At 69.2% G+C, this 26,005-nt stretch carries 21 protein-coding genes and 1 tRNA gene; 18 read left to right on the top strand and 4 right to left on the bottom strand.

Going from position 1 to position 26,005, the window contains the following annotated elements; all coding sequences use genetic code 11:
• The first annotated feature begins 28 nt into the window (after positions 1-28).
• On the top strand, positions 29-3,616 hold the full coding sequence (gene dnaE, locus VFI59_09960; GenBank protein ID HET6714020.1) for a DNA polymerase III subunit alpha: 3,588 nt from the start codon (positions 29-31) through the stop codon (positions 3,614-3,616).
• Here dnaE and VFI59_09955 read toward each other — a convergent pair.
• Positions 3,613-4,236, bottom strand: a complete 624-nt coding sequence (locus VFI59_09955; GenBank protein HET6714019.1) for an LON peptidase substrate-binding domain-containing protein — start codon at positions 4,234-4,236, stop codon at positions 3,613-3,615. The genes dnaE and VFI59_09955 overlap by 4 nt on opposite strands.
• A 40-nt stretch (positions 4,237-4,276) precedes the next feature.
• On the opposite strand from VFI59_09955, the gene VFI59_09950 reads away from it, so the two are divergent.
• The 10 genes from VFI59_09950 (at position 4,277) to VFI59_09905 (ending at position 14,716) form a co-directional block, all read left to right on the top strand.
• A complete protein-coding gene (locus tag VFI59_09950; GenBank protein ID HET6714018.1) occupies positions 4,277-4,990 on the top strand; it encodes a HisA/HisF-related TIM barrel protein in 714 nt (237 codons plus the stop codon).
• A 40-nt stretch (positions 4,991-5,030) separates the two neighbouring features.
• On the top strand, positions 5,031-5,843 hold the full coding sequence (locus VFI59_09945; GenBank protein HET6714017.1) for an indole-3-glycerol phosphate synthase TrpC: 813 nt from the start codon (positions 5,031-5,033) through the stop codon (positions 5,841-5,843).
• Complete coding sequence (trpB, locus tag VFI59_09940) at positions 5,833-7,044, top strand: tryptophan synthase subunit beta (GenBank protein HET6714016.1); 1,212 nt, start codon at positions 5,833-5,835, stop codon at positions 7,042-7,044. The genes VFI59_09945 and trpB overlap by 11 nt, the downstream gene beginning before the upstream one ends.
• Positions 7,044-7,817, top strand: coding sequence for a tryptophan synthase subunit alpha (gene trpA / locus VFI59_09935; GenBank protein HET6714015.1), 774 nt, complete (start codon positions 7,044-7,046; stop codon positions 7,815-7,817). The genes trpB and trpA overlap by 1 nt, the downstream gene beginning before the upstream one ends.
• A gap of 144 nt (positions 7,818-7,961) precedes the next feature.
• Positions 7,962-9,281: a branched-chain amino acid ABC transporter substrate-binding protein gene (locus VFI59_09930; GenBank protein ID HET6714014.1), complete on the top strand. Its 1,320-nt coding sequence runs from the start codon at positions 7,962-7,964 to the stop codon at positions 9,279-9,281.
• An 85-nt stretch (positions 9,282-9,366) separates the two neighbouring features.
• Entirely contained in the window at positions 9,367-10,464 is a 1,098-nt protein-coding gene (locus VFI59_09925; protein HET6714013.1) for a branched-chain amino acid ABC transporter permease, read from the top strand.
• Entirely contained in the window at positions 10,464-12,263 is a 1,800-nt protein-coding gene (locus tag VFI59_09920) for a leucine/isoleucine/valine transporter permease subunit (protein HET6714012.1), read from the top strand. The genes VFI59_09925 and VFI59_09920 overlap by 1 nt, the downstream gene beginning before the upstream one ends.
• Positions 12,260-13,051, top strand: a complete 792-nt coding sequence (locus VFI59_09915; GenBank protein HET6714011.1) for an ABC transporter ATP-binding protein — start codon at positions 12,260-12,262, stop codon at positions 13,049-13,051. Before VFI59_09920 ends, VFI59_09915 begins: the two co-directional genes overlap by 4 nt.
• Positions 13,048-13,785 carry an ABC transporter ATP-binding protein gene (locus VFI59_09910; protein HET6714010.1) on the top strand — a complete coding sequence of 246 codons (738 nt, stop codon included), beginning with the start codon at positions 13,048-13,050 and terminating at the stop codon, positions 13,783-13,785. The genes VFI59_09915 and VFI59_09910 overlap by 4 nt, the downstream gene beginning before the upstream one ends.
• A gap of 10 nt (positions 13,786-13,795) precedes the next feature.
• Positions 13,796-14,716, top strand: a complete 921-nt coding sequence (locus VFI59_09905) for an ornithine cyclodeaminase family protein (protein ID HET6714009.1) — start codon at positions 13,796-13,798, stop codon at positions 14,714-14,716.
• A 3-nt stretch (positions 14,717-14,719) separates the two neighbouring features.
• On the opposite strand, the gene VFI59_09900 is transcribed toward VFI59_09905, so the two are convergent.
• Positions 14,720-14,803, bottom strand: a tRNA-Leu gene (locus VFI59_09900).
• 33 nt (positions 14,804-14,836) lie between these two features.
• Here VFI59_09900 and VFI59_09895 point away from each other — a divergent pair.
• From VFI59_09895 to VFI59_09880, 4 genes are all read left to right on the top strand, one after another.
• Positions 14,837-15,997, top strand: a complete 1,161-nt coding sequence (locus VFI59_09895; protein ID HET6714008.1) for an ABC transporter substrate-binding protein — start codon at positions 14,837-14,839, stop codon at positions 15,995-15,997.
• Positions 15,998-16,147: 150 nt separating this feature from the next.
• On the top strand, positions 16,148-17,071 hold the full coding sequence (locus tag VFI59_09890; protein ID HET6714007.1) for a transporter substrate-binding domain-containing protein: 924 nt from the start codon (positions 16,148-16,150) through the stop codon (positions 17,069-17,071).
• Positions 17,072-17,115: 44 nt separating this feature from the next.
• Positions 17,116-18,120: an amino acid ABC transporter permease gene (locus tag VFI59_09885; protein ID HET6714006.1), complete on the top strand. Its 1,005-nt coding sequence runs from the start codon at positions 17,116-17,118 to the stop codon at positions 18,118-18,120.
• Positions 18,121-18,125: 5 nt separating this feature from the next.
• Positions 18,126-18,887, top strand: a complete 762-nt coding sequence (locus tag VFI59_09880) for an amino acid ABC transporter ATP-binding protein (GenBank protein HET6714005.1) — start codon at positions 18,126-18,128, stop codon at positions 18,885-18,887.
• 446 nt (positions 18,888-19,333) lie between these two features.
• Here VFI59_09880 and efeU read toward each other — a convergent pair whose 3' ends face one another.
• Both efeU and VFI59_09870 read right to left on the bottom strand, forming a co-directional pair.
• The gene (gene efeU, locus VFI59_09875; protein ID HET6714004.1) at positions 19,334-20,221 is read right to left on the bottom strand and encodes an iron uptake transporter permease EfeU; all 888 of its coding nucleotides are present in this window, start codon (positions 20,219-20,221) and stop codon (positions 19,334-19,336) included.
• Between the two features lie 137 nt (positions 20,222-20,358).
• A complete protein-coding gene (locus VFI59_09870; GenBank protein HET6714003.1) occupies positions 20,359-21,045 on the bottom strand; it encodes a metal-dependent transcriptional regulator in 687 nt (228 codons plus the stop codon).
• A gap of 23 nt (positions 21,046-21,068) precedes the next feature.
• Here VFI59_09870 and polA point away from each other — a divergent pair, with 23 nt between their 5' ends.
• From polA to rpsA, 3 genes are all read left to right on the top strand, one after another.
• On the top strand, positions 21,069-23,750 hold the full coding sequence (polA, locus tag VFI59_09865; GenBank protein ID HET6714002.1) for a DNA polymerase I: 2,682 nt from the start codon (positions 21,069-21,071) through the stop codon (positions 23,748-23,750).
• Positions 23,751-23,790: 40 nt separating this feature from the next.
• Complete coding sequence (locus VFI59_09860) at positions 23,791-24,138, top strand: cupin domain-containing protein (GenBank protein ID HET6714001.1); 348 nt, start codon at positions 23,791-23,793, stop codon at positions 24,136-24,138.
• 131 nt (positions 24,139-24,269) lie between these two features.
• A complete protein-coding gene (gene rpsA, locus VFI59_09855; protein ID HET6714000.1) occupies positions 24,270-25,985 on the top strand; it encodes a 30S ribosomal protein S1 in 1,716 nt (571 codons plus the stop codon).
• Positions 25,986-26,005: the final 20 nt, after the last annotated feature.

The raw sequence follows: 26,005 nt of genomic DNA, 5'->3' as shown, positions 1-26,005 counted from the left end.
CCGCCCCGCAAGGAGCCGCACACCGCACATGACCGACCGCAGCGACGGCTTCGTCCACCTCCACGTGCACTCCGAGTACTCGCTGCTCGACGGGGCGGCCCGCATCGAGCCTCCCTCGTCGAATCCAGGCGCACCCACGATCTTCAGCGAAGCGCAACGCCTCGGCATGCCGGCGGTCGCCGTCACCGACCACGGATCGATGTTCGGCACGCTGCGGTTCTTCGAGGCGGCCAGGGCGGCGGGCGTGAAGCCGATCATCGGCGTCGAGGCCTACGTCGCCCCAGGCTCACGGTTCGATCGCAACCCCGGCGAGAGCGAGGAGAAGTACTACCACCTCACCCTCCTCGCCCGGAACGACGCCGGCTACCGCAACCTCCTCAAACTCGTCTCCGCCGCCTACCTCGAGGGCTTCTACCACCGTCCCCGCATGGACAAGCAGCTGATGGCCGAGCATGCGGAGGGCATCACGTGCCTGTCTGGCTGCCTGTCGAGCGAGGTGTCAGTGCAGCTGCTGAACGGCCAACGGGAGCGAGCTCGCGAGACGGCCGCCGAGTACCGCGACATCTTCGGCGCCGACGGCTACTACATCGAGGTACAGGACCACGGCATCGGCGAACAGCGCCGCATCCTCCGCCAGCAGTTCGACCTCGGGCGCGACCTCGGCATCCCGGTCGTGGCGACGAACGACCTTCACTACTCCCTCAAGGAGGACGCGAAGCCGCACGACGTGCTGCTCTGCATCCAACAGCAGAAGGTGCAGACCGACCTGAAGCGGCTGAAGTTCGACGCCGACGAGTTCTACCTGAAGAGCGCGGAGGAGATGCGCCACGTGTTCGCCGAGGCACCCGAGGTCTGCGACCACACCCTCGACATCGCCGACAGCGTCGAGCTCGATCTCGTGTACGGCGACCGGGCGCCGGCCCACCAGCGGTACCACCTGCCCCGCTTCGAGACGCCGGGAGGTATGGACCGCGACGCCTACCTGCGGCAGCTCGTCGACGAGGGCGCCGTGGCCCGCTACGGAGAGATCACGCCCGAGATCCGCGAGCGCATCGACCACGAGCTCGACGTGATCACGAACATGGGCTTCGGCGGCTACTTCCTCATCGTCTGGGACCTGATCCGTCACGCGCGCGAGCAGGGCATCCGGGTGGGCCCGGGGCGCGGATCGGCGGCCGGGTCGGTCGTGAGCTACGCCCTGCGCATCACCGACCTCGACCCGCTGCGCTACGGACTGCTGTTCGAGCGATTCCTGAACCCCGAGCGCATCCAGATGCCCGACATCGACATGGACTTCGACGAGCGCCGCCGCGACGAGGTGATCCGCTACGCCACCGAGAAGTACGGCGCCGACCACGTGGCGCAGATCGTCACGTTCCAGACGATCAAGGGGAAGCAGGGCATCCGCGACGCGGCGCGCGTCCTCGGGTTCCCGCCGGTCGTCGGCGATCGTCTCTGCAAGATGTACCCGCCGGCGGTGATGGGCCGCGACTACCCGATCGAGGACGCGCTCAAGCTCTCGCCCGACCTCGCGAACGCCTACGAGCGCGAGCCCGAGGCCAAGGAGATCGTCGAGACCGCGCGCGCCCTCGAGGGACTGCGTCGCGAGGACTCCGTGCATGCGGCCGGCGTCGTGATCGGCGACGCGCCGCTCGTGAACTACCTGCCGCTGAAGCTCTCGAAGGACTCGCGCGACGACAGCAAGAAGGTCGTCACGCAGTTCGACATGAACGGGGTCGAGGCACTCGGCCTGCTGAAGATGGACTTCCTCGGCCTTCGGAACCTCTCGGTGATCGAGGACACCCTGCGGCACCTGCGCGCCCGCGGAGTGGAGCTCGACATCGACCATGTCGCCCTCGACGACCCCGCGACCTACGCGATGCTGCAGCGCGCAGAGACCACCGGCGTGTTCCAGATGGAATCGGCGGGCATGCGCAACCTGATCAAGGTGCTCAAGCCCGACCGTTTCGAGGACCTGATGGCGCTGGTGGCCCTCTACCGGCCCGGGCCCCTGAACAACGGCCTGCACACCGAGTACGCCGAACGTAAGCACGGGCGCCGCCAGGTCGCCTACCCGCACGACGACCTCGAGCCGATCCTGCGCGACACGTACGGGGTGATGATCTACCAGGAGCAGGTGATGCAGGTCGCCGTGGCGCTCGCCGGCTTCTCGATGGGCGAGGCCGACACGCTGCGAAAGGCGATGGGCAAGAAGAAGCTCGACGTACTCATGCCGTTCAAAGAGAAATTCATCGCCGGCGCCGTCGCCAAGGGCTACCCGCAGAAGCTGGCCGCCGACCTGTTCGAGATGATCGTGCCGTTCGCGGACTACGGCTTCAACGCCTCGCACGCCTGCGCGTACGGCTACGTGGCGTACCAGACGGCTTACCTGATGGCCCACCACCCAGTGGAGTACATGTCGGCGATCCTCACGTCGGTCAAGGACGACAAGGATCGCAAGCCCTACTACCTCTACGCCTGCCGCGGCATGAGCATCGAGGTCTTGCCCCCTGACGTCAACGACTCCGAGACCGACTTCGCGCCGGCGAAGGGCGACGTGCCGGCGATCCGGTACGGGTTGTCGGCCGTGCGCAACGTGGGGGAGGGGGCGGTCGCGAAGATCATCGAGGCGCGCCGTGCGGAAGGGGCCTTCACCTCGTTCTCCGACTTCTGCCGGAAGGTCGACCCGGGTGTGCTGACGAAGCGCGTGCTCGAGTCCCTCGTGCAAGCGGGCGCGTTCGACTCGCTCGGGTACACGCGACAAGGCCTCTTGCAGGCGCAGGACAAGGTCGCGGGGCCGATCCTCGCCGAACGCAAGGCCGAGGAGGCCGGCCAGTTCTCTCTGTTCGGCGGAGGCGACGACGCATCCGGGGCCGGGGCGATCGACGAGTCGGTGCTCGAGGCCCAGGAGTTCGACAAGCGCACGCTGCTCCGCCTCGAGAAGGAGATGCTCGGGCAGTTCGTGACCGACCACCCGCTGCTCGAGGTCCGCGATGCGTTGTCGTCGAAGTGCTCGCACGAGATCGCCGACCTCGAGGCGCTCGGCGACGGCGACCTGGTCACGATCGGCGGCATCATCGGAGCCGTCGCCCGCAAGTACACGAAGCGCGGTGAGCCATACGCGCAGTTCCGACTCGAGGGACTCGCCGGGGGCGTCAACGTCGTGGCGTTCCCGAGTGTCTACGAGGCCGTGCCCGGCATGATCGAGACCGATCGCATCGTGCTCGTGGTGGGCCGCATCGACCTGCGCGGGCGCGAGCTGCAGATCCGCGCGACCGAGGTCCGCGAGCCCGACCTGGGCGGCGTCGCATCGATCGTCGCGGCGCCCGACGCGGTCGTCGTCGACCTGCCCGCGGCGGCGTGCACGCCGTCGGTCCTCGCCAAGCTCAAGGATCTCTTCGAGGCACATCCGGGCGGGGCGCCGGTCCGGGTGCGGTTCCTGTCGTCGGAAGGCGTCACCCCGCTGGAGCTCGGCACGTATCGGGTCCATCCGGGCGGCCCGCTCCTCGGGGAACTGCGGTCGCTGCTCGGCGGTGACGCCGCACGTGTCGAGCGTGACCCGGCGGCCGAGCCCGAGCCCGGCGTGCCCGCCACCACCTCGTCCCGGCCCGACTAGTTGGGGCTCACGTCGAGGCCGGCGCCCCCCGCCCCTGCCCCCAGGGCACGCACGAGGGCGGTCTCACGCCGGAAGATCGCGCGCACCGCGGAGAGCCGTTCCCCCGCACCGGCCACCTCCAGCAACGATTGCTGCGTCGGCACGAGGGCGGGAGTGGCCGCGGCGAGCACGTAGCTCGCGGTCACGGGATCGTGGGGGATCGCGGGGACCTGCCCGGCGGGCTCGCCGGTGACCGACAGGTACGCCCAGAGCGCTTCGGCGGCGGCCTCGACATCGTCGGTGCCGGCCCCACCCTCGTCCGGGAAAGGCTCGACCTGCCAGACCGGATACGGGTCGTGGGCACTCGGCGCGATCAGGGCGAAGCGATCCCGGCCGCCGATGCGCAGGCGGTGGGATCCGTCCTCGTCGCGATCGTGCGCCTCGACCGCGACCGTGACGCCGACGCGGTAGGCCTCGTAGGGGCCGCCCACCTCCTGTCCGTGCCGGATCGCGACCACGACGAACGTGCCCGCCGGGAGCACGTCGTCCATCAAGGCCCGGTAGCGTGGCTCGAATACGCGCAATCCCATCGTCCGGCCGGGGAACAGCACGGTGTGGAGCGCGAAGACGGGCATCTCCATGCGTCCATGATGCCAGCGCGCGGCCGGTAGGGTTCCGTCGATGGGCTTCGAGGTGATCCCCGCGATCGACGTCGCCGGCGGGCGGCTCGCGTCGTATTCGCCGGGCGGTCCGGTTCCCGCGAGCGCGTTCGACGGCGACCCACTCGCCGCCGCCGCCGCGTATGTGGCGGCAGGGACCCGGTGGGTGCACGTCGTCGACATGGACCTCGCCTTCGACGGTCTCGCGCGCAACCTCGACGTCGTGCATGCGATCGCGGCGCTCGGCGTGCAAGTGCAAGCGAGCGGCGGCATCAGCACGATCGACCAGGCGCGCGCCGCGCTCGAGGCGGGCGCGCACCGCGTCGTGCTCGGGTCGGCGGCCCTCGTCGATGAGGCCGCCGCCATCGAGGCGGTCGCCTCGCTCGCCGACCGGCTGTTCATCGGCATCGAGGTCGACGACGGCCGCATCCGCCCTCGAGGGACTGACGGCGTAGATCTGCCGCTCGTCGAAACCCTCGGCTGGCTCGCGGGGGGCGGCGCGCGGGCATTCCTCGTGACCGCGGTGGCCCGGGTCGGGACCCTCGACGGACCCGACGTGGCGGTGGTCGAGCGCGTCGTCCGGGCGGGTCGTCCGGTGATCGCCGCCGGGGGAATCGCGAGCATGCACGATCTCGCGTCGCTCCGCGCGGCAGGCGCGGTCGGCGCCGTCGTTGGGCGTGCGGCCCTCGAGGATGGTATCGAGCTCGAGGCGGCCCTGGGCAGCGCCCTCGGGTGAGACGGTCGCGACGCGACCCATCGGTAGACTCGCGGGCTCGATGGGATTCCTCACCGACCTCGTCACCCGAGTGCGACGCGACCTCGACGAGCATCCGCTCGACGAGGGGGCGCTGCTCGCGCGCGCCGGAGCCCGGCCCCCGGCGCGCGGGTTCCTCACCGCGCTGCGCGCGCGGACGCCTGCACTGATCGCCGAGGTGAAGCGCGCGTCGCCGAGCGCCGGCCCGATCGCCGACGGCGCCGACCCGGTCGCGCAGGCGACCTCCTACACCGACGGAGGCGCCGCCGCGATCTCGGTGCTCACCGAGCCGCGACACTTCCGAGGGTCGCTCGCGGACCTCGACGCCGTGCGGGTGAGCGTGAACGTACCGTTGCTGCGCAAGGACTTCCTCGTCCATCCGGGTCAGGTGATCGAGGCGCGGGCCCACGGCGCCGACGCCGTGTTGCTGATCACCGCGGCGCTCACCGACGACGAGCTGACGGCGATGCTGGCGATCGCGCGAGACCTCGGCATGGATGCCCTCGTCGAGACCCACGCCGACGACGAGCTCGAGCGCGCGATGGCGAGCGGGGCCGAGGTGATCGGGGTCAACGCCCGCGACCTCGAGTCACTCGACGTCGACGTCGATCGTGCGCTCGATCGTGTGCGACGGATCCCCGAGGACCGAATGGCCGTCTTCGAGTCGGGCGTGAGGAGCCGCGCCGACGTCGAGGCGGCCGTCGACGCCGGAGCTTCTGCCATCCTGGTGGGCGAGGCCCTGATGCGCGCCGCCGACCCGCGCGCCACCCTGCGCGAGCTCATCGGGGGCGCCCACCCACGATCCGAACGAGGAGGCGACCGGCATGAGTTCTGACACCGCCACGTCACCCGTGCCGACCGTGCCCGACGCGCGAGGACGCTTCGGCGATTACGGGGGCCGGTACGTGCCCGAGGTGTTGATCCCCGCGCTCGACGAGCTCGCCGGCGCGTGGACGCACCTGCGCGACGACGCCGGCTTCCGCGGCGAGCTCGGAGCCCTGAGCCGCGACTTCGTGGGGCGCCCGACGCCGATCACCCACGCGGTCCGTCTCTCCGCCGAGCTCGGCTACGAGGTGTGGCTGAAGCGCGAGGACCTCGCCCACACGGGAGCCCACAAGATCAACAACGCCCTCGGGCAGGCGCTGCTCGCGAAGCGACTGGGGAAGCGGCGCATCATCGCCGAGACCGGCGCCGGGCAGCACGGGGTCGCCACCGCCACCGCCTGTGCGCTGCTCGGGCTGCCCTGCGTCGTCTACATGGGTGAGGAAGACACCCGCCGCCAGGCACCGAACGTCGCCCGCATGAGGCTGCTCGGCGCCGACGTCGTGCCGGTGACTGCGGGCACGAAGACGCTCAAGGAGGCCGTGAACGAAGCGCTGCGAGATTGGGCGGCCACGGTCACCGACACCCATTACATCATCGGATCGGTGGTGGGGCCGCATCCGTTCCCGCAGCTCGTGCGAGACCTGCAGCGGGTGATCGGTGACGAGGCGCGGGCCCAGTACGCCGAGCGGCTCGGTGGCGATCCCGAGGTCGTCGTCGCGTGCGTGGGAGGAGGATCCAACGCGATCGGCATGTTCACGGCGTTCGTCGGCGTCCCCGGCGTGCGCCTGATCGGGGTCGAGGCCGGCGGCCGCGGCATGAACCTGGGGGAGCACTGCTCCTCGATCACCCAGGGGCAGCCAGGCGTGCTGCACGGAGCGATGATGTACCTGCTGCAGGACGCCGATGGGCAGATCGTCGAGACCCATTCCATCTCGGCCGGGCTCGATTACCCGGGGGTGGGCCCCGAGCACGCATGGCTGCACGACGAGGGCCTCGCGGAATACGTGAATGCCTCCGACGACGATGCGCTCGCGGGCTTCCAGGCGCTGGCCCGCACCGAAGGGATCCTGCCCGCCCTGGAGCCCGCCCACGTGATCGGCTGGCTGCTGCACCGCCCCCTGCCCGAGGGCGCCCGGGTCCTCGTCTGCCTCTCCGGCCGGGGCGACAAGGACCTCGATACCGTGCTCGCGGCGCTGGGGTCGCGCGCCTGATGGGGGCCCTGGAGACCGCGCTCCGGGAGCGGCGCGACGCCGGCGGGCGCTCGTTCGTCCCGTACCTGACCGGTGGCTTCCCAGCCGTCGACGCCACGCTGTTGCGTGCCGTGGCCGACGCGGGCGCCGACGCGATCGAGGTGGGAGTGCCCCACTCCGACCCGGTGATGGACGGGGGGGTGATCCAGGAGGCGTCCACGGCCGCGCTCGCGGCCGGCACCCGTCCCTCCGACGTGCTCGCGACGATCCGAGAGGCGGCGCTCGACACCCCCGTCGCCGTGATGACCTACGTGAATCCGGTGCTCCGCCGGGGGGTCGAGGCGTTCCTCGACGAGGCGCGCGACGCAGGCGTCGCGGGCATCATCGTGCCGGACCTGCCGGTCGACGAGGCGGAGTCGTTCGATGAGGCGTGTGCGGACAGGGGCGTCGATGCCGTGCTGTTGGCGGCACCCGGAGCGGCACCCGCGCGGCTCGCCGAGATCGCCGCCAGGTCGCGCGGGTTCGTGTATTGCGTGGCGACCTACGGGGTCACCGGCGCGCGGGATACCTTGGGCGGCATCGCGGAGGAGCTGGTCTCCGCCCTTCGCCCCTTCACCGACCTGCCGCTCCTCGTCGGCGTCGGGATCGGATCGCCCGATCAAGCGCGGGACGCCGGCGCGTTCGCCGACGGCGTGATCGTCGGCAGCGCCCTCATGGCTCGCCTGGTCCAGGGCGACCGCGAGGGCATGCTCGACCTGGCGCGAGACTTCCGCGAAGCGCTCCCGCTCGCCTGAACGACTCCGAGACGCTCGGGCACGCATCCCGCACGGTCCCGTCGAACGTATGCACGTGCAGGCCGATCCGACGGAGCGATTGGCTTGGAGGTTCGGGATGTGGTACCAACACCCGTCTCGAAGCATCGATGGGAAGGGGGCCCTATGAAGCGTCGACCTTGGCTGACGGTGATCGCCACCGTCGCCGTACTCGCTCTGGTGGCGAGCGCATGTTCCAACGACGAGGGTGGTGGCGACACCGGCGGCACCGACACCGAGACCGCGGCCACCGACGAGTTCGGGACGATCGAGGTCGCGGCGGGTGAGCCGATCAACCTGGGCGTTTCCCAGGTGATCAGCGGCGCCGACGCGGCCCTGGGGCAGGACCAGGTGAACGGGATCGAGCTCGCCGTCGACTACATGGACGGCACATTCGACGCCACGCCGGGCATGCTGCTCGGCCACGACATCAATCTGGCGATCGAAGACGACCTCTGCACGGCCGAAGGTGGCCAGGCGGCCGCCACGGCCCTCGCGGCCGATCCGTCGATCGTGGGCGTCATCGGAACCAGCTGTTCCAGCGGCGCCCTGGGCGTCGCGGACACGGTCCTGAGCGACAAGGGCGTCCTGCTGTTCTCCGGATCGAACACGAACCCCGCCCTGACCTCGGAGGAGGCGCATCAGCCGTTCTACGCGCGCACGGCACACAACGACCGCATCCAGGGTGCGATCGTGGCCGAGTTCGCCCTGAACGAGGTCGGTGCCACGAAGCTGGCCACGATCCACGACGAGAGCCCGTACACACAAGGCCTCACCGCCGCCGCGGCGCTGAACTTCGAGGCCGGCGACGGCACCGTGACCGTGCAGGAGCAGATCAACTCCGAAGACACCGACTTCAAACCGTTGCTGCGATCGATCGCGGAGACCGATCCCGACGTGCTGTATGCCCCCGTGTTCGTCGCCGCGTGTTCGCTGATCCTGAAGCAGGCTCTCGACATCATGCCTGACGTTCAGATCATGGCCTCCGACGGATGCATGAGCTCCGACACGATCAAGACCGCGGGCGCGGCGGCGATCGAAGGGGTGAAGCTGTCGTCCCCCGACACATCGGTGTTCAAGGAGGGCGACTTCTACGCGAACGATTTCCTGCCGGCGTACGAGGAGCAGTTCGGATCCGAGCCGACCTCCGTCTTCCACGCCCACGCGTTCGATGCGACGAACGTGCTGTTCGACGCGATCGAGCAGGTGGCGGTCGAGAACGACGACGGGTCGCTGTCGATCCCGCGCACGGCGCTGCGTGATGCCGTGTTCGCCACCTCTGGGTACGAGGGGCTGACAGGCATCATCACGTGCACCGAGCTGGGCGACTGCGCGACCGACGTCACGATCGGCATCTTCGATGGGCCGAACTGGCCCGTCGACGGGGGCGAAGGCGACGGCAAGCCCATCTACACCGACACCAAGTCGCTGGACGACGTGCTCTAACCGGTAGCGAGGTCACAAGGGGGAGTCCCGGGCGGCTGCTTCGCGGCCGCCCGGGACCATCCGCGAGAGGGGGGTGCGGCCGCACGTGTCCGGGTCCGGAGCGGCTTCCGCCGTCGATAGGCGGGTCAACGGCATCGCCACGATCCATTGGCGCCGCATCATCCTCATCATCCTCGGTGGCGCGATCGCCTTCGTGGTGGTCGTCGGTTCCTACAAGACCCTGACCCTTCCCGAAGGTGGCTACTCCGGGGACTTCTGGATCGACCAGGTCGTCAACGGGCTCGGACAGGGCGCGATCCTCGCGCTGATCGCGCTGGGGTACACGCTCGTGTACGGCATCCTGCGCATGATCAACTTTGCCCACGGCGAGGTGTTCATGGCCGGCGCCTTCATCTCGTTCTGGTTCGCCGACGCGTACCAGCGGAGCGGCTTCCTGAACGCGCAGCCGTTCGCGGCACTCACGATCCTGTTGGTCGTCGCGATCGCGGGGTCGACGCTCGTCGCCGTGCTGCTCGAACGGATCGCGTATCGTCCGCTGCGCAACGCGCCTCGGTTGGTGCCGTTGATCACCGCGATCGGGGCGTCGCTGTTCATCGCGAACACGTTCCGCGGCTTCTTCGGACCGCAGCCGTACGGCTACCCTCGGCCGACCATCCTCGAAGGCTCGATCGAGATCCTCGGTGTGCCGGTCGCGAAGGTACAGCTGCTGGTCTTCGTCACCGCGATCGTGGCGATGCTCGGGCTCCAGCTCTTCGTGCACAGGAGCAAGACCGGCCGGTCGATGCGCGCGGTCGCGGAGGACAGCGAGATCGCCAGCCTGATGGGTATCGATGTCGATCGCATCGTCGTGATCACGTTCATCGTCGGCGGGGTCCTCGCCGGGATGGCCGGCCTCCTGTACTCGCTGGCGTTCACACAGGTCCAGTTCACGATGGGGTTCCGGCCCGGCATCGCGGCGTTCACCGCCGCGGTGCTGGGCGGCATCGGCAGCATCGCCGGGGCAGCGCTCGGCGGCTTCGTGCTCGGGCTGCTGCAGGCGATCGGGCCGCCGCTGGTGCTCACGGGGTTCGGCGTCCCGAGCGTGTTCTCCCTGCGTGACGCGTTCGTCTTCCTCGTGCTCGTGCTCGTGCTCGTCTTCCGCCCCGGTGGGCTGCTGGGTTCGGGCGGAGCGGAGAAGGTCTGATGCGTGAGGCCTTCAAGACCGGGGTGATCGCCGGCATCGTCACGATCTTCTTCGCGGCAGTGGGTCTGATCGGCAACTTCACCGACCTGAACCTGATCGGGGAGGTGGTGACGTTCGCACTGCTGATGATCCTGCTGCCCCCGGTCGTCGCCGGGTACGTCACATCGCGGCCCCGGGTCGTGGCGGGTCAGGTAGCCGAGCGATCGCAGGCCGAGGCCGCGCCGATCGGCGCCGTGACGGGGGCGACCGCGGGCCTCTCGTTCGGGGCGTTCGTCGTCTTCGTCGACGCGTTCGGGGTCGAGCGCATCCGCGAGGTGTTCGTGAACATCTCGCCTGCGCTGATGGAGTATCTCCTCTCGGGACGGACCGCGATCGTGACAGCGGCGCTGCTGGTGATCGCGTCGGCGGTCGCCGGCACGCTCGGCGCCGTCTACCGCACGCTGCCAGAGGGCGTCCGAAAGCCGATCGGGACCGCGATCTGGGTCACGCTACTGCTCGGCTTCCTGCAGCGCATCATCCCGATCGCCCTCGACCAGCTCGGCATCGAGCGAGACTGGCTGTACAGCAAGGTCACGGGCGGACTCACGTGGATCGGAGCCGTCACGGTTGCCCTCTTCTCCGCCGGCGCCTCGGTGCTGAAGGCGCGCAAAGGCGACGCGATCCGGGGAGCGCTCACACCTCGGCGCTCCCGCGATGACGAGCCGGACGACGGCTCGCGACGACGTCCCGTCACGCCGCTGATGATCGTGGTGATGCTCGCCGGGCTCGGCGTGCTGCTGGTCGCGCCGTACGTGCTGGGCTCGGTGATCTCCGAGGTGCTCGGCACGGTGATGGTGTTCGCGCTGCTCGGCCTCGGCCTGAACATCGTGGTCGGTTACGCCGGCCTCCTCGACCTCGGGTACGTGTTCTTCTTCACGCTCGGCGCCTACGCGCTCGCCCTGCTCACCGGCGCAACCCTCAATACCTTCATCGGTTCGACCGAGCCGGCGGTCTCGCTCAACCTGAACTTCTACGTCGCGATCCCGATCGTGGTGCTGATCGCGGCCGCATCGGGTGTCCTGATCGGCGCGCCGGTTCTTCGACTCCGCGGCGACTACCTGGCACTCGTGACCCTGGGTCTCGGCGAGATGATCGTCGTACTCGTCACGAGCCCATGGCTCGAGCCGCTCGTCGGCGGTCCGCAGGGCATGCGCGATATCACGAACGCAGCCATCGGCAACTTCGGGTTCCGCGAACCGCAGCACTTCTACTACCTCGGGCTCGCGTTCGTGGTGCTCGCCCTGTTCGTCTCCTGGCGGCTGGCCGGCTCCAGGATCGGCCGTGCATGGACCGCCCTGCGCGAGGACGAACAGGTCGCCGATGCCATGGGCGTGAGCACGACCACCTACAAGCTGCTGGCCTTCGCGATGGGGGGTGCGATCGGCGCAGTCGGGGGCGCCCTGTTCGCAGTGAAGATCGGTTCCCTCACCCCAGCTTCGTTCCAGGTGCTCGTCTCGATCCAGGTGCTCGGCATCGTGATCCTGGGCGGCATCGGCAGCCTGCCGGGCGTGATCGTCGGTTCGCTGGTGCTCGTCGGCCTTCCCGGCCTGCTCCGGGAGTTCGAGGAATACCGTCTGCTCGCCTACGGCGCGGCGCTGGTCGCGGTGATGATCTTGCGACCGCAAGGCGTCGTGCCCAACGTCCGCCGCAGTCGCGAGCTGCGGGAGGAGGATCGAGAACAGGACAAGTGGGCGTCCGACGTCGCGGCCGACGAACACGTGGCGCCGCCGGTGACCCCGCTGGGGGAGGGCGCTGGATGAGCGCTGCGCTGCTCGAGGTCGATGGGGTCACGAAGCGATTCGGCGGTCTGAGCGCACTCAACGAGCTCTCGTTCAAGGTCGAGGACGGAGAGATCGTCTCGATCATCGGCCCCAACGGCGCCGGCAAGTCCACGGTGTTCAACGTCATCACCGGCCTGTACCCTCCCGACAAGGGAGACGTGCTCCTTCGCGGCCAGTCGATCGTCGGGCTGTCACCCAATCGCATCACCAAGGCGGGCATCGCGCGCACCTTCCAGACCGTGCATCTGTTCCCGAACATGACGGTGCTCGAGAACGCGATGGTCGGACAGCACTGCCGCAGCAAGGCCGGCATCTTCGGTTCGATCCTGCGCACCCCTCGCGTGCGCGCGGAGGAGACCCGCATCCGAGAGTATGCGAGTGACAGTCTCGGCTTCTTCGGCTCCCGGCTCGCGGGGTACCGTCAGGACCAGCCCGCGTTCGCGCTCTCCTACGCGAACCGGCGCCGCCTCGAGATGGCGCGTGCCCTCGCGACGCAGCCGACGATCGTGTTGCTCGACGAACCGACCGCCGGGATGAACCCGCGCGAGACGCTCGAGCTGCGCGACCACATCGTGCGGATGCGCGACGAGCTGGGGCTCACGGTGCTCGTGATCGAACACGACATGCGGATCGTCAAGGGCGTCTCGGATCGTGTGATCGCGTGCGACTACGGTCGCAAGATCGCCGAGGGCACCTACGAGGAGGTCGCGAACGACGAGCAGGTGGTCGAGGCCTACCTCGGACGGCGCCACGAGGAGCTGGGATGAGCGTCGACGTGGCGGACCGCACCCCGGTGCTCGAGCTGCGCAACGTCTCCACGCACTACGGGCTCGTCGCGGTCCTGCGCGAGGTGGACATGCAGATCTACGAAGGCGAGATGGTCTGCCTGCTCGGTGGGAACGCGAGCGGGAAGAGCACGACCCTGAAGACGATCCTCGGCTACGTCGTGCCGAGCGAGGGCGAGGTGGCGTTCGAGGGAGAGCCGATCTCGGGGCTCCCGACGTCGGAGATCGTGCGGCGCGGCATCTCGATGGTGCCCGAGAACCGACGACTGTTCGCCGACATGACCGTCGACGAGAACCTCGCGCTCGGCGCCTACCTGCGCAACGACAAGGAGGCCATCGCCCGCGATCGGGAGCAGGTGCTCGAGACCTTCCCCCGCGTCCGCGAGCGGCTCAAGCAGAAGGCGGGCACGCTCTCCGGCGGCGAGCAGCAGATGGTGGCGATGGGCCGCGCGCTGATGGCCGACCCGAAGGTGCTGCTGATGGACGAGCCGTCGATGGGCCTCGCCCCGGTGCTCGTCGAGCAAGTGTTCAAGATCATCCAGACGATCCGCGAGCTTGGGCGCACGGTGTTCGTCGTGGAGCAGAACGCGAACATGGCCCTGCGCATCGCCGACCGCGGATACGTGATCCAGACCGGCGAGGTCGTGCTCGCGGACACGGCCGAGGCGCTGCTCAACAACCCCCAGATGCGCCAGGCGTACCTGGGCGAGCTCTGAGGCGGGCCCCGTGCGGGTGCCTTTCGTGGACGCCGACGAGCTCGCACGCCGACTCCCGACACGCGCCGCGATCGACGCGCTCGAGGCGGCGTTCCGCGACGGCGATCCCTCGGCGACCCCGCTCCGGTCGCACGTCGCGACCCCGGCGGGGACCCTGCTCCTGATGCCCGCGGTGGCAGAGCCCGGTGTGGGGGTGAAGCTCGTCACCCTGACCGAGGCGAACTCCGACCGGGGACTCCCTCTGATCCACGCGATCTACGCGCTGTTCGACCCGGTGACCCAGGCGCCGCGGATGCTGGTCGACGGGTCGGCCCTGACCGCCCTGCGCACCGGGGCGGTGAGCGGACTGGCCACGCGCCACCTGGCGCGTGTCGACGCGGCGCGGCTCGTGATCTTCGGAGCGGGAGTGCAGGCCCACGCGCATCTGGAGGCGATCATGGCGGTGCGGCGGGTGACGCACCTCGTCGTCGTGAGCCGCACACTCGACCGGGCCGAGCAGCTGGCGCACCGAGCGGCAACGATGGGGATCGAGGCGGCCGTGGGCTCCGCCGACGCCGTGGCCGACGCCGACATCGTCTGCACGTGCACGACGTCCGTCGAGCCGCTGTTCGCCGGTCAGCGGCTCCCCCCAGGGGCGCACGTGAACGCCGTCGGCGCGTACCTGCCCGAGGCCAGAGAGGTCGACACCGAGACCGTGCGCCGCGCCCACGTCGTGGTGGAGACGAGGGCGGCTGCGATGGAAGAGGCGGGCGACCTGCTCCTGGCGATCGCGGAAGGCGCCATCTCTGCCGACCACGTGGTCGCGGACCTGCAGGAGGTCGTGCGAGGCGCCGCCGTCCGCCGAAGCGACGACGACGTCACCCTGTTCGAGTCGGTCGGTCTGGCGTTCGAGGATCTCGCGGTTGCGGGGGCCCTCGCTGCGACGATGTGAGGGTGCCGGGAGAGGGGGTCGAACCCTCACGAGCCGAAGCTCACGGGATTTTGAGTCCCGCGCGTCTGCCAGTTCCGCCATCCCGGCCGGAGCCTCCATAGACTAGCGGCCACCCCTCCCATGACCCTGCGCATCCGAAGGCCGATCGTCCTCGCCGTACTCGCCGTGATCCTCGCGAGCATGCCCGCCTGCTCTCCCTCAGCGGCCGGCGGGCCGGACGTCAAGATCGCGTTCTTCCAGGACCTCTCGGTCCCCGACCACGTCGACCTAGTGTCTCCTTCCTTCCTCGCGCTCGACATGGTCGTCCAGCGCAAGCTCGCCGACGGCGGGGTGACGGCCGAGGTGGTGCAGTTCGACACCGGCGGGGACGCGCCGACCGCGATCGAGATGGCGCAGGAGGTCGCAGCCGATCCGGCGTTCGTGCTGGCCGTGGCCGCGCCGTTCTGGCACGAGCCCGCGGAGGTGGCGCGCATCCTCGCCGAGGCCGGGCTGCCGACGATCAGCTTGTCGCCGGTCAGCGCGTCGCCCTGGCTCGCATCGCCGCCGCCTGCGGGCGACGCGTCGACGCTGTGGCGACGGTTCGTGCCCGACCGGAGCGCCGAGGCGTCGTTGCTGGCCGAGATCGCCGGCAGCCGGTCGGCCGACGGCGAACCGCAACCGGTCTGCCTCGTCGACGACGGCAGCCCGTACGGACGCGGGTTGGTGGAGCAGGTCGAGATCGCCCTCGGGTCCTGGCCCTCGTCGCGGATCGAGGGGTCGGTGGCGACGGGGGCCGCGGACGAGGTCGCGACCGCCGGCTGCCGCGTCGTCGTGTGGGGAGGTTTCCCACCGGGTGCGCGGGACCTCGCCCGGGCGATGCGGGCGGCGGGGTCGGCCCGGGGGCGCCCCGTCGACCTCGCCGGGGACGCGCTCAAGACGACGATCCCGCCGACGTCTCCGGCCGGCGACGGCGAGGTGGTGGGATCGGTCGCGTGCTCGTGCGTCGACGTCTCCCTCGACCTTCGTCTGGCGAGCCGTCGATTCGTGAACGCCTATCAATCCGAGCACGGGCTCGCGCCGGGCGTCTACGCCGCGGAAGGCTGGGACGCCGGCCGTCTCGCGGGGGACGCGATCGCGTCGGGGGCGATCGATCGCACGGCGATGCGAGCGGCGTTCGACGCGCTCACGACCTACTTCGGCGTGGCTCGCACGTACGCGTTCGACGACCACGGCGAACTCGTCCGAGCAGAGCCGGGCCTGTTCGCAGCCGCGGGCACGAGGTGGCTCCCGCTTCCTGCCTGAGCCCGCCTCGATCGGCGGTGAACCCGCGGACCTCCGCTCTACGTAGTCCAAGCGGGGGGACCTGCGTGCCCGCGTTGCCCGTCGGTCCCCCCGGGCCTATAGTCCGGCGAGGGGGCGCATGAGTCGCGCTTCCCTCTGGAAGGAGGCAGGATGCGCAAGTTCCGGTTCCGGTCGATCCTCGTGCTCGTGGCGGCGTTGTCGCTCGTCGCGGCAGCGTGCGGAGGCGGTGACGACGACACGTCGGGCTCGGCCGACGGCGGTGGTGGAGGCAGCACCACGGGCGCCTGCGCCGACGCCGACACGTCGGCCGGCGACCTACTCGCTCAGATCTGCGAGGAAGGCGTGATCACTGTCTCGACCGACCCTGCCTATCCGCCAGCGTCGTCGCTGAACCCCGAGACCGGTGAGTACGAAGGCTTCGACATCGACGTCGCGACCGAGATCGCGAACCGCCTCGGTGTCGAGGTCGCGTGGGAAACTCCGAAATGGGAGGCCATCACCGCCGGCAACTGGCAGGGCCGTTGGGACATGAGCGTTGGATCGATGACTGTGAACAAAGAGCGGGCCGAGGTGCTCGACTTCACCCCTGCCTACTACTACACACCGGCCGCGATCGCCGTGCCCGAGGACAGCGACGTCACCTCGCTCGATCAGCTCAGCGGTGCGACGATCGCCCTCTGCTCCGGCTGCACGTACGACTTCTACATGCAAGGGACCTTGGAGATCCCCGGCTATTCCTTCGACCCGCCGCCGATGACCGACGCCGCGGTCAAGGGGTTCGACACCGACTCGACGGCGATCCAGGCGGTGGAGTCGGGCCAGGCCGATGCCGTGATGTCGTCACTGCCGATCCTCCAAGGTGCGATCGACAAGGGGCGGCCCCTCCGCATCGTCGGTGAGCCGCTGTTCTACGAGCCCCTCTCGGTGGCGATCGACAAAGCATCGGAGCTTGACCAGGCCTCGCTCGTGGCAGCGGTCTCCGACATCGTCGACGAGATGCACAGCGACGGCACCTTGAGCGAGCTGTCGACTCAGTGGTTCGGAGAGGACTTCACGGTCTCGACCGAAGGCTAGCTCGCGGGCCCGCGCGGTCCGCGCACGATCGAACGGGGGACGACGTGGCGACACAGGAGATGGGGGCCGGGGCGACCCGGCCCCCCGCCCAGCGCCCCGAAGGGCGCATGGAGGGCATCTCGCAGGCGAGCGCGAGGGTGCCGTTCCGACTGAAGGTGGCGGTCGTCTGGGTCGTGATCTTCCTCATCCTCGCCTTCCTGTTCAACGCGGCGGACTTCGACACGCAGTTCATGCGCGACCGCGCCGACTTCGTCGTCAAGGGCATCACCTACACGATCATGATCGCCCTCGCCTCGATCGTGCTGGCGATCTTCATGGCCTTGCTCGGAGCCCTGGGTCGGCTCTCCCGCAACCCTGTCGCCTATGGGGTGTCGGGGTTCTACACGTCGTTCTTCCGCGGTACGCCGCTGATCGTGCAGCTGTTCCTGATCACGTTCGCGCTGCCCGTGGTCGTGCAGAATCTCGGACTTCCCGAACAGGTCGAGGACCTCCTCACGCTCGACCCGTTCGTGGCGGGCATCATTGCCTTGGGCTTGAACTACGGCGCATACATGACCGAGATCTTCCGGGCGGGTATCCAATCGGTGAGCCATGGTCAGTCCGAGGCTGCGGACGCGCTCGGCATGACGTACAGCCAGAAGATGAAGCGGGTCGTGCTACCGCAGGCGTTCCGGGTCATCATCCCACCGACGGGCAACGAGTTCATCGCGATGATGAAGGACACGGCCCTCGTGAGCTTCATCGGCGTCAGCGCGACGCAGGCCGAGATCTTCCGGCGCGCGCAGCTCGCCGGAGCTGAGGCATTCAATCCGGTCGAGGCCTACATGTTGGCCGCCGGCATGTACTGGTTGCTCACGGCGATCTTCACGTTCTTCCAGAGTCGCCTGGAGCGTCGGATCAGCAAGGGGTATGTGCGCGGAGAGCCGACCGCGGCCCCGAAGGACGCCAAGATCGTGAGCACCAGCGGACAGGGGAGCTCGGGGGGTGACCTCCCGATGGTCATCGACCCGGGTGACGCGGGGCCCGAGCTGAAAGGGCAGGGACATTGACCGGAGTGCGCAACGGTGAGGCCGTCGTCAGGGTCGAGAACCTCTACAAGCGGTTCGGCGCCCTCGAGGTGCTCAAGGGCATCGACATGGAGGTCGACAAGGGCGAGGTCGTCGTCATCTTCGGCCGGTCGGGGTCGGGCAAGAGTACGCTCCTGCGGTGCGTGAACTTCCTCGAGGACCCCACGTCGGGCATGATCGAAGTCTCCGGCGTCCGGCTCGAAGGCGGCCATCGCACGAAGGGCAAGCGGGAGCAGATCCGCCAGGTCCGTATCAAGGCGGGCATGGTCTTCCAATCCTTCAACCTGTTCCCGAACATGACCGTGATCGGCAACGTGATCGAAGGCCCGGTGACCGTGAAGGGCATCCCCGAGGCCGACGCCCGCTCGATGGGGCTCGACCTGCTCGCGAAGGTCGGGCTGGCCGAGAAGGCCGACGAGTATCCGATCCGTCTCTCCGGCGGCCAGCAGCAGCGCGTGGCGATCGCGCGGGCTCTCGCGATGGAGCCCGAGGTCATGCTCTTCGACGAGCCGACCTCGGCGCTCGACCCGGAGCTGATCGGGGAGGTGCTGGCGGTGATGAAGTCGCTCGCCACCGACCTGCACATGACGATGATGGTGGTCACCCACGAGATGGGCTTCGCCCGCGAGGTGGCCAACCGCATGATGTTCTTCAACGAGGGCGTGATCCTCGAGCAGGGCACCCCCGACGAGATGATCAACCACACGAAGTACCCCGAGACGAAGAAGTTCTTCGAAGCGGTCCTCTGACGGCAGCGGGGAAGACCCACGCGGCTCGGCCCGCACATCGTCGTGGATCGCCCGCAGACTCCAGTGATGGTTCAGGGTCGCCGCGAGGACCCCTGAAGTCTCGACCACAGGTTTCGGGTGGAAGGTCGAGCCCTCGTGAGGACGGCGCCGGAGAAAGATGACGGGCCGCGACACCCCTCGGGTTCGATCACGCCTTCCCCATACGCGATCGTTCCCTGTCGAGCATCGCGGCCCGTCAAGCTACGGTCCCGAGCGACCCGGCCGGTCCGGTTTCCCGTTCCTGCCCACGGCCTCGCGGGACCGACGCGAACGATAAACGCGAGGTTGAGACCTGTCAACTCGACACCTATCGCGCTCAAACGGTTTCTCACGAACCCGCAGGTCAGGAGCCCTCTCGGGCGCGATGCGAAAGAGTGACAGGAACGGACCTCGTGGCGATCGCCGTCTCAGCTGCGATCCCCGACGTGTTGGGAGGCCTGTGGATCCGGCGTGGTCGTTGCGTCGTCCGACCGGGTTGCGGGAACCGGCGGAACCGACCGAACGAACAGCCCACCGACGATCACCAGGTACCCGAACCATCCGACGAGCTCGAGCCACGTGGGGTTGGCCTGGTAGCCGAAGATCGCGCGAAGGATGCCTCCCGGTCCCTCGTCGTCCGGGAAAGGAGTCGAGATGTCGAATGCCGTGCCGGCGAGGATCGGGAGCCATCCGGCCTCCTGAAGCTCGTGGAGCCCATAGGCGAAGAGGCCCGCGGCGACCACGATGAGGAGCAGGCCGGTGACGCGGAAGAACGAGCGGAGGTTGAGCCGAAGCCCACCGCGGTACAGGAGGACACCGAGCACCACGGCGAGCACCAGCCCGAGCACGGCTCCGATCACCTGACCGCCGACCCCACCCGACTCGACCGCGGTCCCCTTCGCGGCGGCGAAGATGAACAGGGCGGTCTCCACCCCCTCGCGCAGCACGGCGACGAAGGCGAGGGCCGCGAGCGCGAACCCGCCCGTGAGGAGCGCGGTGTCGACCCGCTCATGCAGCTCCGACCTCACCCGAGCCCCCTGGCGCCGCATCCAGAAGATCATCCAGGTCAGCACGCCGACGGCGGCCAGCGTGACGAGACCCTCGAAGATCTGCTCAGCCTCGCCCTCGAACTCGGCGCCGACCGCGAAGATCACGGTGCCGACGACGATGCTCACGACGACGGCAAGCGCCGTCCCCCACCAGATGAGGTATGCGCGGTTCTGCGCCTGGATCTGCTTCAGGTAGGCAAGCAGGATCGAGATGATCAGCGCCGCCTCGATGCCCTCGCGCAGTGCGACCAGGAACGCAGCTCCCACGTCGGATCTCCTCCCCGCTCGGCCCTTTGTTCGGCTCTCCGAACACCATCTCTTCGGGTCCTCGAAACCCTATCTAGCAGGTCGGATTCATGTCAAGGTCGTTCGGCACCGAACGAAACGGATTGGATCGGCGGACGTCAGGCTGGAGCGGCCTCGACCCAGAGGTTGTCAGCGAGTTCGGCCCCCAAGGCCACCGATCGTGCCTGCACGGTGAGGCTCATCGATCCGTCGGGACCGACACCGTCGACCGCGACGGATGCGCCCGGCATGAGCCCCGACTCTTCCAGGAACCGCATCACCGCGAGTTCGAGCTCGAGGTCCTCGGTGAGCCGACGCAGGGTGACGGTGGTGCCTGACTCGACGTCCTTCAGCGCCACGAGCGAGGTCACGTCGACCTCGTGGCTGGACCCGGGGATGGGATTGCCGTGGGGGCACGCGCCGGGGTCGCCGAGGATCTCCACGAGTCGCTCCTCGACCTGCGCCGAGATCACCCGCTCCCAGACCTCCGCCTCCTGATGCGCCTGATGCCAGGGCAGCCCGATCACGTCGATCAGGAGGTGCTCGGCGAGACGGTGGCGGCGCACGAGCGCGATCGCCACGCGGCGCCCATCGTCGGTGAACGCGAGGGTCCTCCCGTCGGCCGTCAGCAGGCCGTCACCGATCAGGCGCTTGACGTGCTCGCTGACCGACGGGCGGCTCACTCCCATCCACCTCGCGATCTCGGCCTGGACCATCGGGAAGCCCTCCTCCTCGATCTCGTAGAGCGCCTCGAGGTAGTCGGCTGAGGGGTGGCGGATCTCGGTGGCCGGCACGTCGGTCGTCATGGGCGGAGACTACGATACGGGCCGTGAGCCCCTCGACCCGCAGCACACCTGCCGAGACGGACGCCGACGCCCCGCGGCGCATCTTCCTACTCGACGGACACTCGCTCGCGTACCGCGCCTTCTTCGCGCTGCCACCCACCCTGGCGACCTCGAGCGGCACCCTGACGAACGCCGTCTACGGGTTCACGAGCATGGTGATCAAACTGCTCGCCGAGGAGAAGCCCGACCTGATCGCCGTGTTCTTCGATGCGGGTAAGCCGACCGTTCGGCTGGCCAAGGACGCCGACTACAAGGCGGGGCGCCGCGAGACACCGCAGGACTTCACGTCGCAGCTCGGGCTGATCGAGGAGGTGCTCGAGGCGATGCGCATCCCGGTGCTCCGCATCGCCGACGGCAACGAAGCCGACGACGCGATCGGCACGCTCGCGCTTCGGGCCCATGAGCAGGGTGTCGACGCCACGATCGTCACAGCCGATCGCGACTTCTTCCAACTCGTGCGGCCGGGGGTCACCGTGATGTTCAACCGCAAGGGCATCAGCGACATCGTCCGCTACGACGAGCAGGCGGTGACCGAGCGCTACGGCATCACGCCGGCGCAGTACCTCGACTTCGTGGCGCTGAAGGGCGACACGAGCGACAACATCCCCGGGGTCCCCGGCGTCGGCGACAAGACGGCGGCCAAGCTCGTGAACCAGTTCGGCAGCGTCGAGGAGCTCGCCGCGCACACCGACATGCTGAAGGGCAAGCAGAAGGAGCACGTCGAGGCGTCGGCCGACCGGCTCGGCCTCAACAAGGATCTCGCGCGCATCGACACCGGCCTCGAGCTGCCGGTCGACATCGACGACTGTGTGATGGGGGAGTGGGACACCGACGAGGTTCGCCGTCTCTTCACGTCGCTCGAGTTCCGATCGCTCTTCGATCGGCTGCAGGAGATCGGCAACGTCAAGCCGAAGGTCGACGTGGCCGAGCTCGACCTCCGCGAGGTCTCCGCCGACGAGCTCGCGTCGACCTGGGAGGGCGGCGCCCCGGTCGGTGTGCGGCTCGACGCCGATGACGATGCCGTGCGCGGCGCGGCGATCTCGGCAGGCGGCGCGCAGGCCGCGTACGCCCAACTCGACGGCGTCGTGGCGCTCGAGGTGTTCCTCGCCGACGGCGGCGCGCCGAAGTGGGCTCACGATGCCAAGTCGCTCGAGCGGGTGGCGCTGCGCTCGGGCGGCGAAATCGACGGCATGGCTTTCGATACGATGCTCGCCGGCTACCTGCTCGATCCCGCGTCGGCCGACTACCCGCTGCGCACGCTCGCCGAGACATACCTCGGCGCCGACGTGCTCGGCGCGGCAGAGGGCGAGGAGGCCGGCGAGGGCCAGCTGTTCGCCGATAGGTCGTGGCGCACGGTCGCGGCCGAGGCCGCCGCGATCGCCCTGCTCGCACCGGTGATGGAGGAGCGCATCGAGAAGCAGGGGCTCCGGTCCCTGCTCGACGACGTGGAGCTCCCGCTCTCGTCGGTGCTCGCCCGCATGGAAGCCCGCGGCATCCGGCTCGACGTCGACTACCTCGAGGAGATGGGGGAATCGGTCCGCGACCGGATGGCGACCCTGAAGGCCGAGGTCTACACGCACGCCGGCGAGGAGTTCAACCTCAACTCGCCACCGCAGCTGCGCAAGATCCTCTACGAGCAGCTCGGCCTCCAGCCCGGCAAGAAGACACCCAAGGGTGAGCTCTCCACCGATGCGAGCGTGCTCGAGAAGCTCCGCGACGCGCACCCGATCGTCGACGCGCTGCTGTCGTGGCGCGAGCTCGACAAACTGAACTCGACGTACCTCGAAGCGCTGCCGAAGCTCGTCGACCCGCGCGACGGTCGCGTGCACACGACGTTCGTGCAGACCGCCGCCGCCACCGGCCGTCTGTCCTCGAGCAATCCGAACCTGCAGAACGTGCCGATCCGCACGGATCTCGGCCGGCAGATCCGCCGCGCGTTCGTGCCCGGCTCCGACGACCAGGTGTTGCTCGTGCTCGACTACTCCCAGATCGAGCTGCGCATCCTCGCGCACCTCTCGGGAGACGAGGGCCTGCGCACGGCGTTCGAGAGCGGCGAGGACATCCACACGGCCACGGCGGCACGCGTGTTCGGGCTGCCGCTCGATGCCGTCGATCCGCTGTCGCGTTCGAGGGCGAAGATGGTGAACTACGGACTCGCCTACGGAATGAACGCATGGGGGCTCGCGCAACGGCTCGACATCGCCCCCGACGAGGCGCAGGAGATCATGGACGCCTATTTCGCATCGTTCCCCGCGATCCGCGAGTACCTCGACAACCAGGTCGGCCATGCGACGGTCGAGGGGTTCACCGAGACGCTCCTCGGGCGCCGGCGCTACATCCCGGAGCTGCAGGCGGCGAACCCTCGCGTGCGCGACATGGGGCGCCGGCAGGCGTTGAACGCCCCGATCCAGGGCAGCGCGAGCGACGTGTTCAAGATGGCGATGATCCGGGTCGACGAGGCGCTCCGCGAGCACGAAGACCTCGACTGTCACATGCTGCTCACCGTGCACGACGAGTTGGTGTTCGAGGTCCTGGAGGCGAAGGCGGAGGCCGCCTCCGGCCTCGTGAAGGACCGTATGGAGCACGCCGTCGACCTGGAGGTGCCGCTGCGGGCCGACGTGGGCTGGGGCACGAACTGGTCCGACGCAGCACCGGCGGGCCATTGAAGGCGGGCATGGCCGCTCGCTGCAGGGGGGAGGCGTCCGCATGGGGTCCGTAACGTTCGAGGATCTCCGCGAGCTCGTGACGATCCAACCGGGAGCGGTCGTCTCCAAGGTCGTGTATCGCGAGGGCGGCGTCGACGTGACCGTGTTCGGGTTCGATGCTGGCGAGGGTCTGGCCGAGCACGCGGCGGCTCGTGCCGCGATCGTCCAGGTCCTCGCCGGCGACCTTCGGTTCGAGGTGGAGGGCAGGGAGGAACGGCTGCGACATGGATCGTGGGTGACCATGAGTCCGGGGACGGTCCACTCGCTGGAGGCCGTCGAGCCCACGATCATGCTTCTGACGATGCTCCCCGGGGGTGACCCCTCACCTGAGGCGGCCGAGCCCGCCTGAGCACCTGCCTCGTTTGACGGCGTTTCCGCTGGACACCTACCCTGTGCACGGCCGTGGGTTCGCTCGCGTGCCACTCGCACAATCCCAAACCGCGAGTGGTGAGCCCCGCGCGCCGGAAGGAGACCGACCAGATGAGTGACGAGACGACGGTCGCCCCCGAGGCGACCGAGACCGAAGCGGCCCCTGAGGCCTCCACCGAGGAGGTAACCGCCGCTGACACGACCGCCGCGACCGCAGCCGCACCGCGTCCGGCTGCCAACGCGGCGCCCGCCACCCCCGCTCCCGCCGACGGCAAGGACTACACGCCCGAGGAGCTGGTCCAAGCGCTCGAGGCGTCGTTCCGCGACTTCGGCGACGGCGACATCGTCGAGGGCGACGTCGTGAAGATCGACCGCGACGAGGTGCTGCTCGACATCGGCTACAAGAGCGAGGGCGTGATCCCGAGCAAGGAGCTCTCGATCCGCCACGACGTCGACCCGAACGAGGTCGTGAAGGTCGGCGACCACATCGAGGCCCTGGTCCTGCAGAAGGAGGACAAGGAGGGCCGCCTGATCCTGTCGAAGAAGCGAGCGCAGTACGAGCGCGCGTGGGGTCGCATCGAAGAGGTCATGAACTCGGGCCAGACGATCAAAGGCCCGGTGATCGAGGTCGTCAAGGGCGGGCTGATCCTCGACATCGGCCTGCGCGGGTTCCTGCCGGCCTCGCTCGTCGACCTGCGTCGCGTGCGCGACCTACACCCGTTCGTCGGCACCGAGCTCGAGGCCAAGATCATCGAGCTCGACCGCAACCGCAACAACGTCGTGCTGAGCCGGCGCGCCTTCCTCGAGGAGTCGCAGAGCGAGGGACGCAAGAAGTTCCTCGAAGGCCTGCAGAAGGGCGAGCGGCGCAAGGGCACGGTCAGTTCGATCGTGAACTTCGGCGCGTTCGTCGACCTCGGCGGCGTCGACGGCCTCGTGCACGTCAGCGAGCTGAGCTGGAAACACGTCGACCACCCGCAGGAGGTCGTCACGGTCGGCCAGGAGGTCGAGGTCGAGGTGCTCGACGTCGACCTCGAGCGCGAGCGCGTCTCGCTCTCCCTCAAGGCCACCCAGGAGGACCCCTGGAAGGAGTTCGAGCGCACGTCGCAGGCCGGCGCGATCATCACCGGCCAGGTCACGAAGCTCGTGCCGTTCGGCGCGTTCGTCCGCGTCGCGCAGGGTATCGAGGGCCTCGTCCACATCTCCGAGATCAGCCACGAGCACGTGGACACGCCGGAGTCGGTGCTGTCGGTCGGCGACGAGGTGCAGGTCAAGGTGATCGACGTCGACGTGTCACGCCGGCGGGTGAGTCTGTCGATGCGTCAGGTATCGGCGCCGCCGCCGCGCGAGCCCGAGATCAAGGCCGAACCCGAGCAGCGGCGTGAGCCGACGCCCGAGATGGTCTCCACGATCCAGATCCCAGACGACATCCTGGCCGCGGTCGCCGAGGCCGACGCCGCCCGGGCGACCGAGCCCGAACCCGCGGCGCCGGCCCCCGCCGAGCCTGAGGTCGCCGAGTCCGAGGTCGACACCACCGAGGATGCCGTGGCTGAGGCCGTGGAGGAAGCCGTCGAGACCGTCGTCGCCGAGACCGCCGTCGAGGCGGCGATCGAGGAGACCCGGGTCGAGGAGGCGGTCGACGTCGCGGTCGCCGAGGCCGCCATCGACGACGCGATCGTCGCGGAGGCCGAGGGCGACACCGCCACGGCCGAAGCCGACGTCGCGGAGGCCGAGGAGGTGGTCGAGGCCGCCGAGGAGGCCACCGACGAGGAGGTCTCACTCGAAGCGATCCTCGAGGACCTGAAGCGGCGCGAAGGTCGCTCCGACTAACGGGCCGCAGGCCGGGCGGC

It is taken from the genome of Actinomycetota bacterium, from assembly GCA_035697485.1.
Classification (GTDB): Bacteria; Actinomycetota; UBA4738; order UBA4738; family HRBIN12; genus JAOUEA01.
The sequence above is the reverse complement of the archived record's forward strand: the minus strand, read 5'-3'. Positions and strand labels throughout refer to the sequence as shown.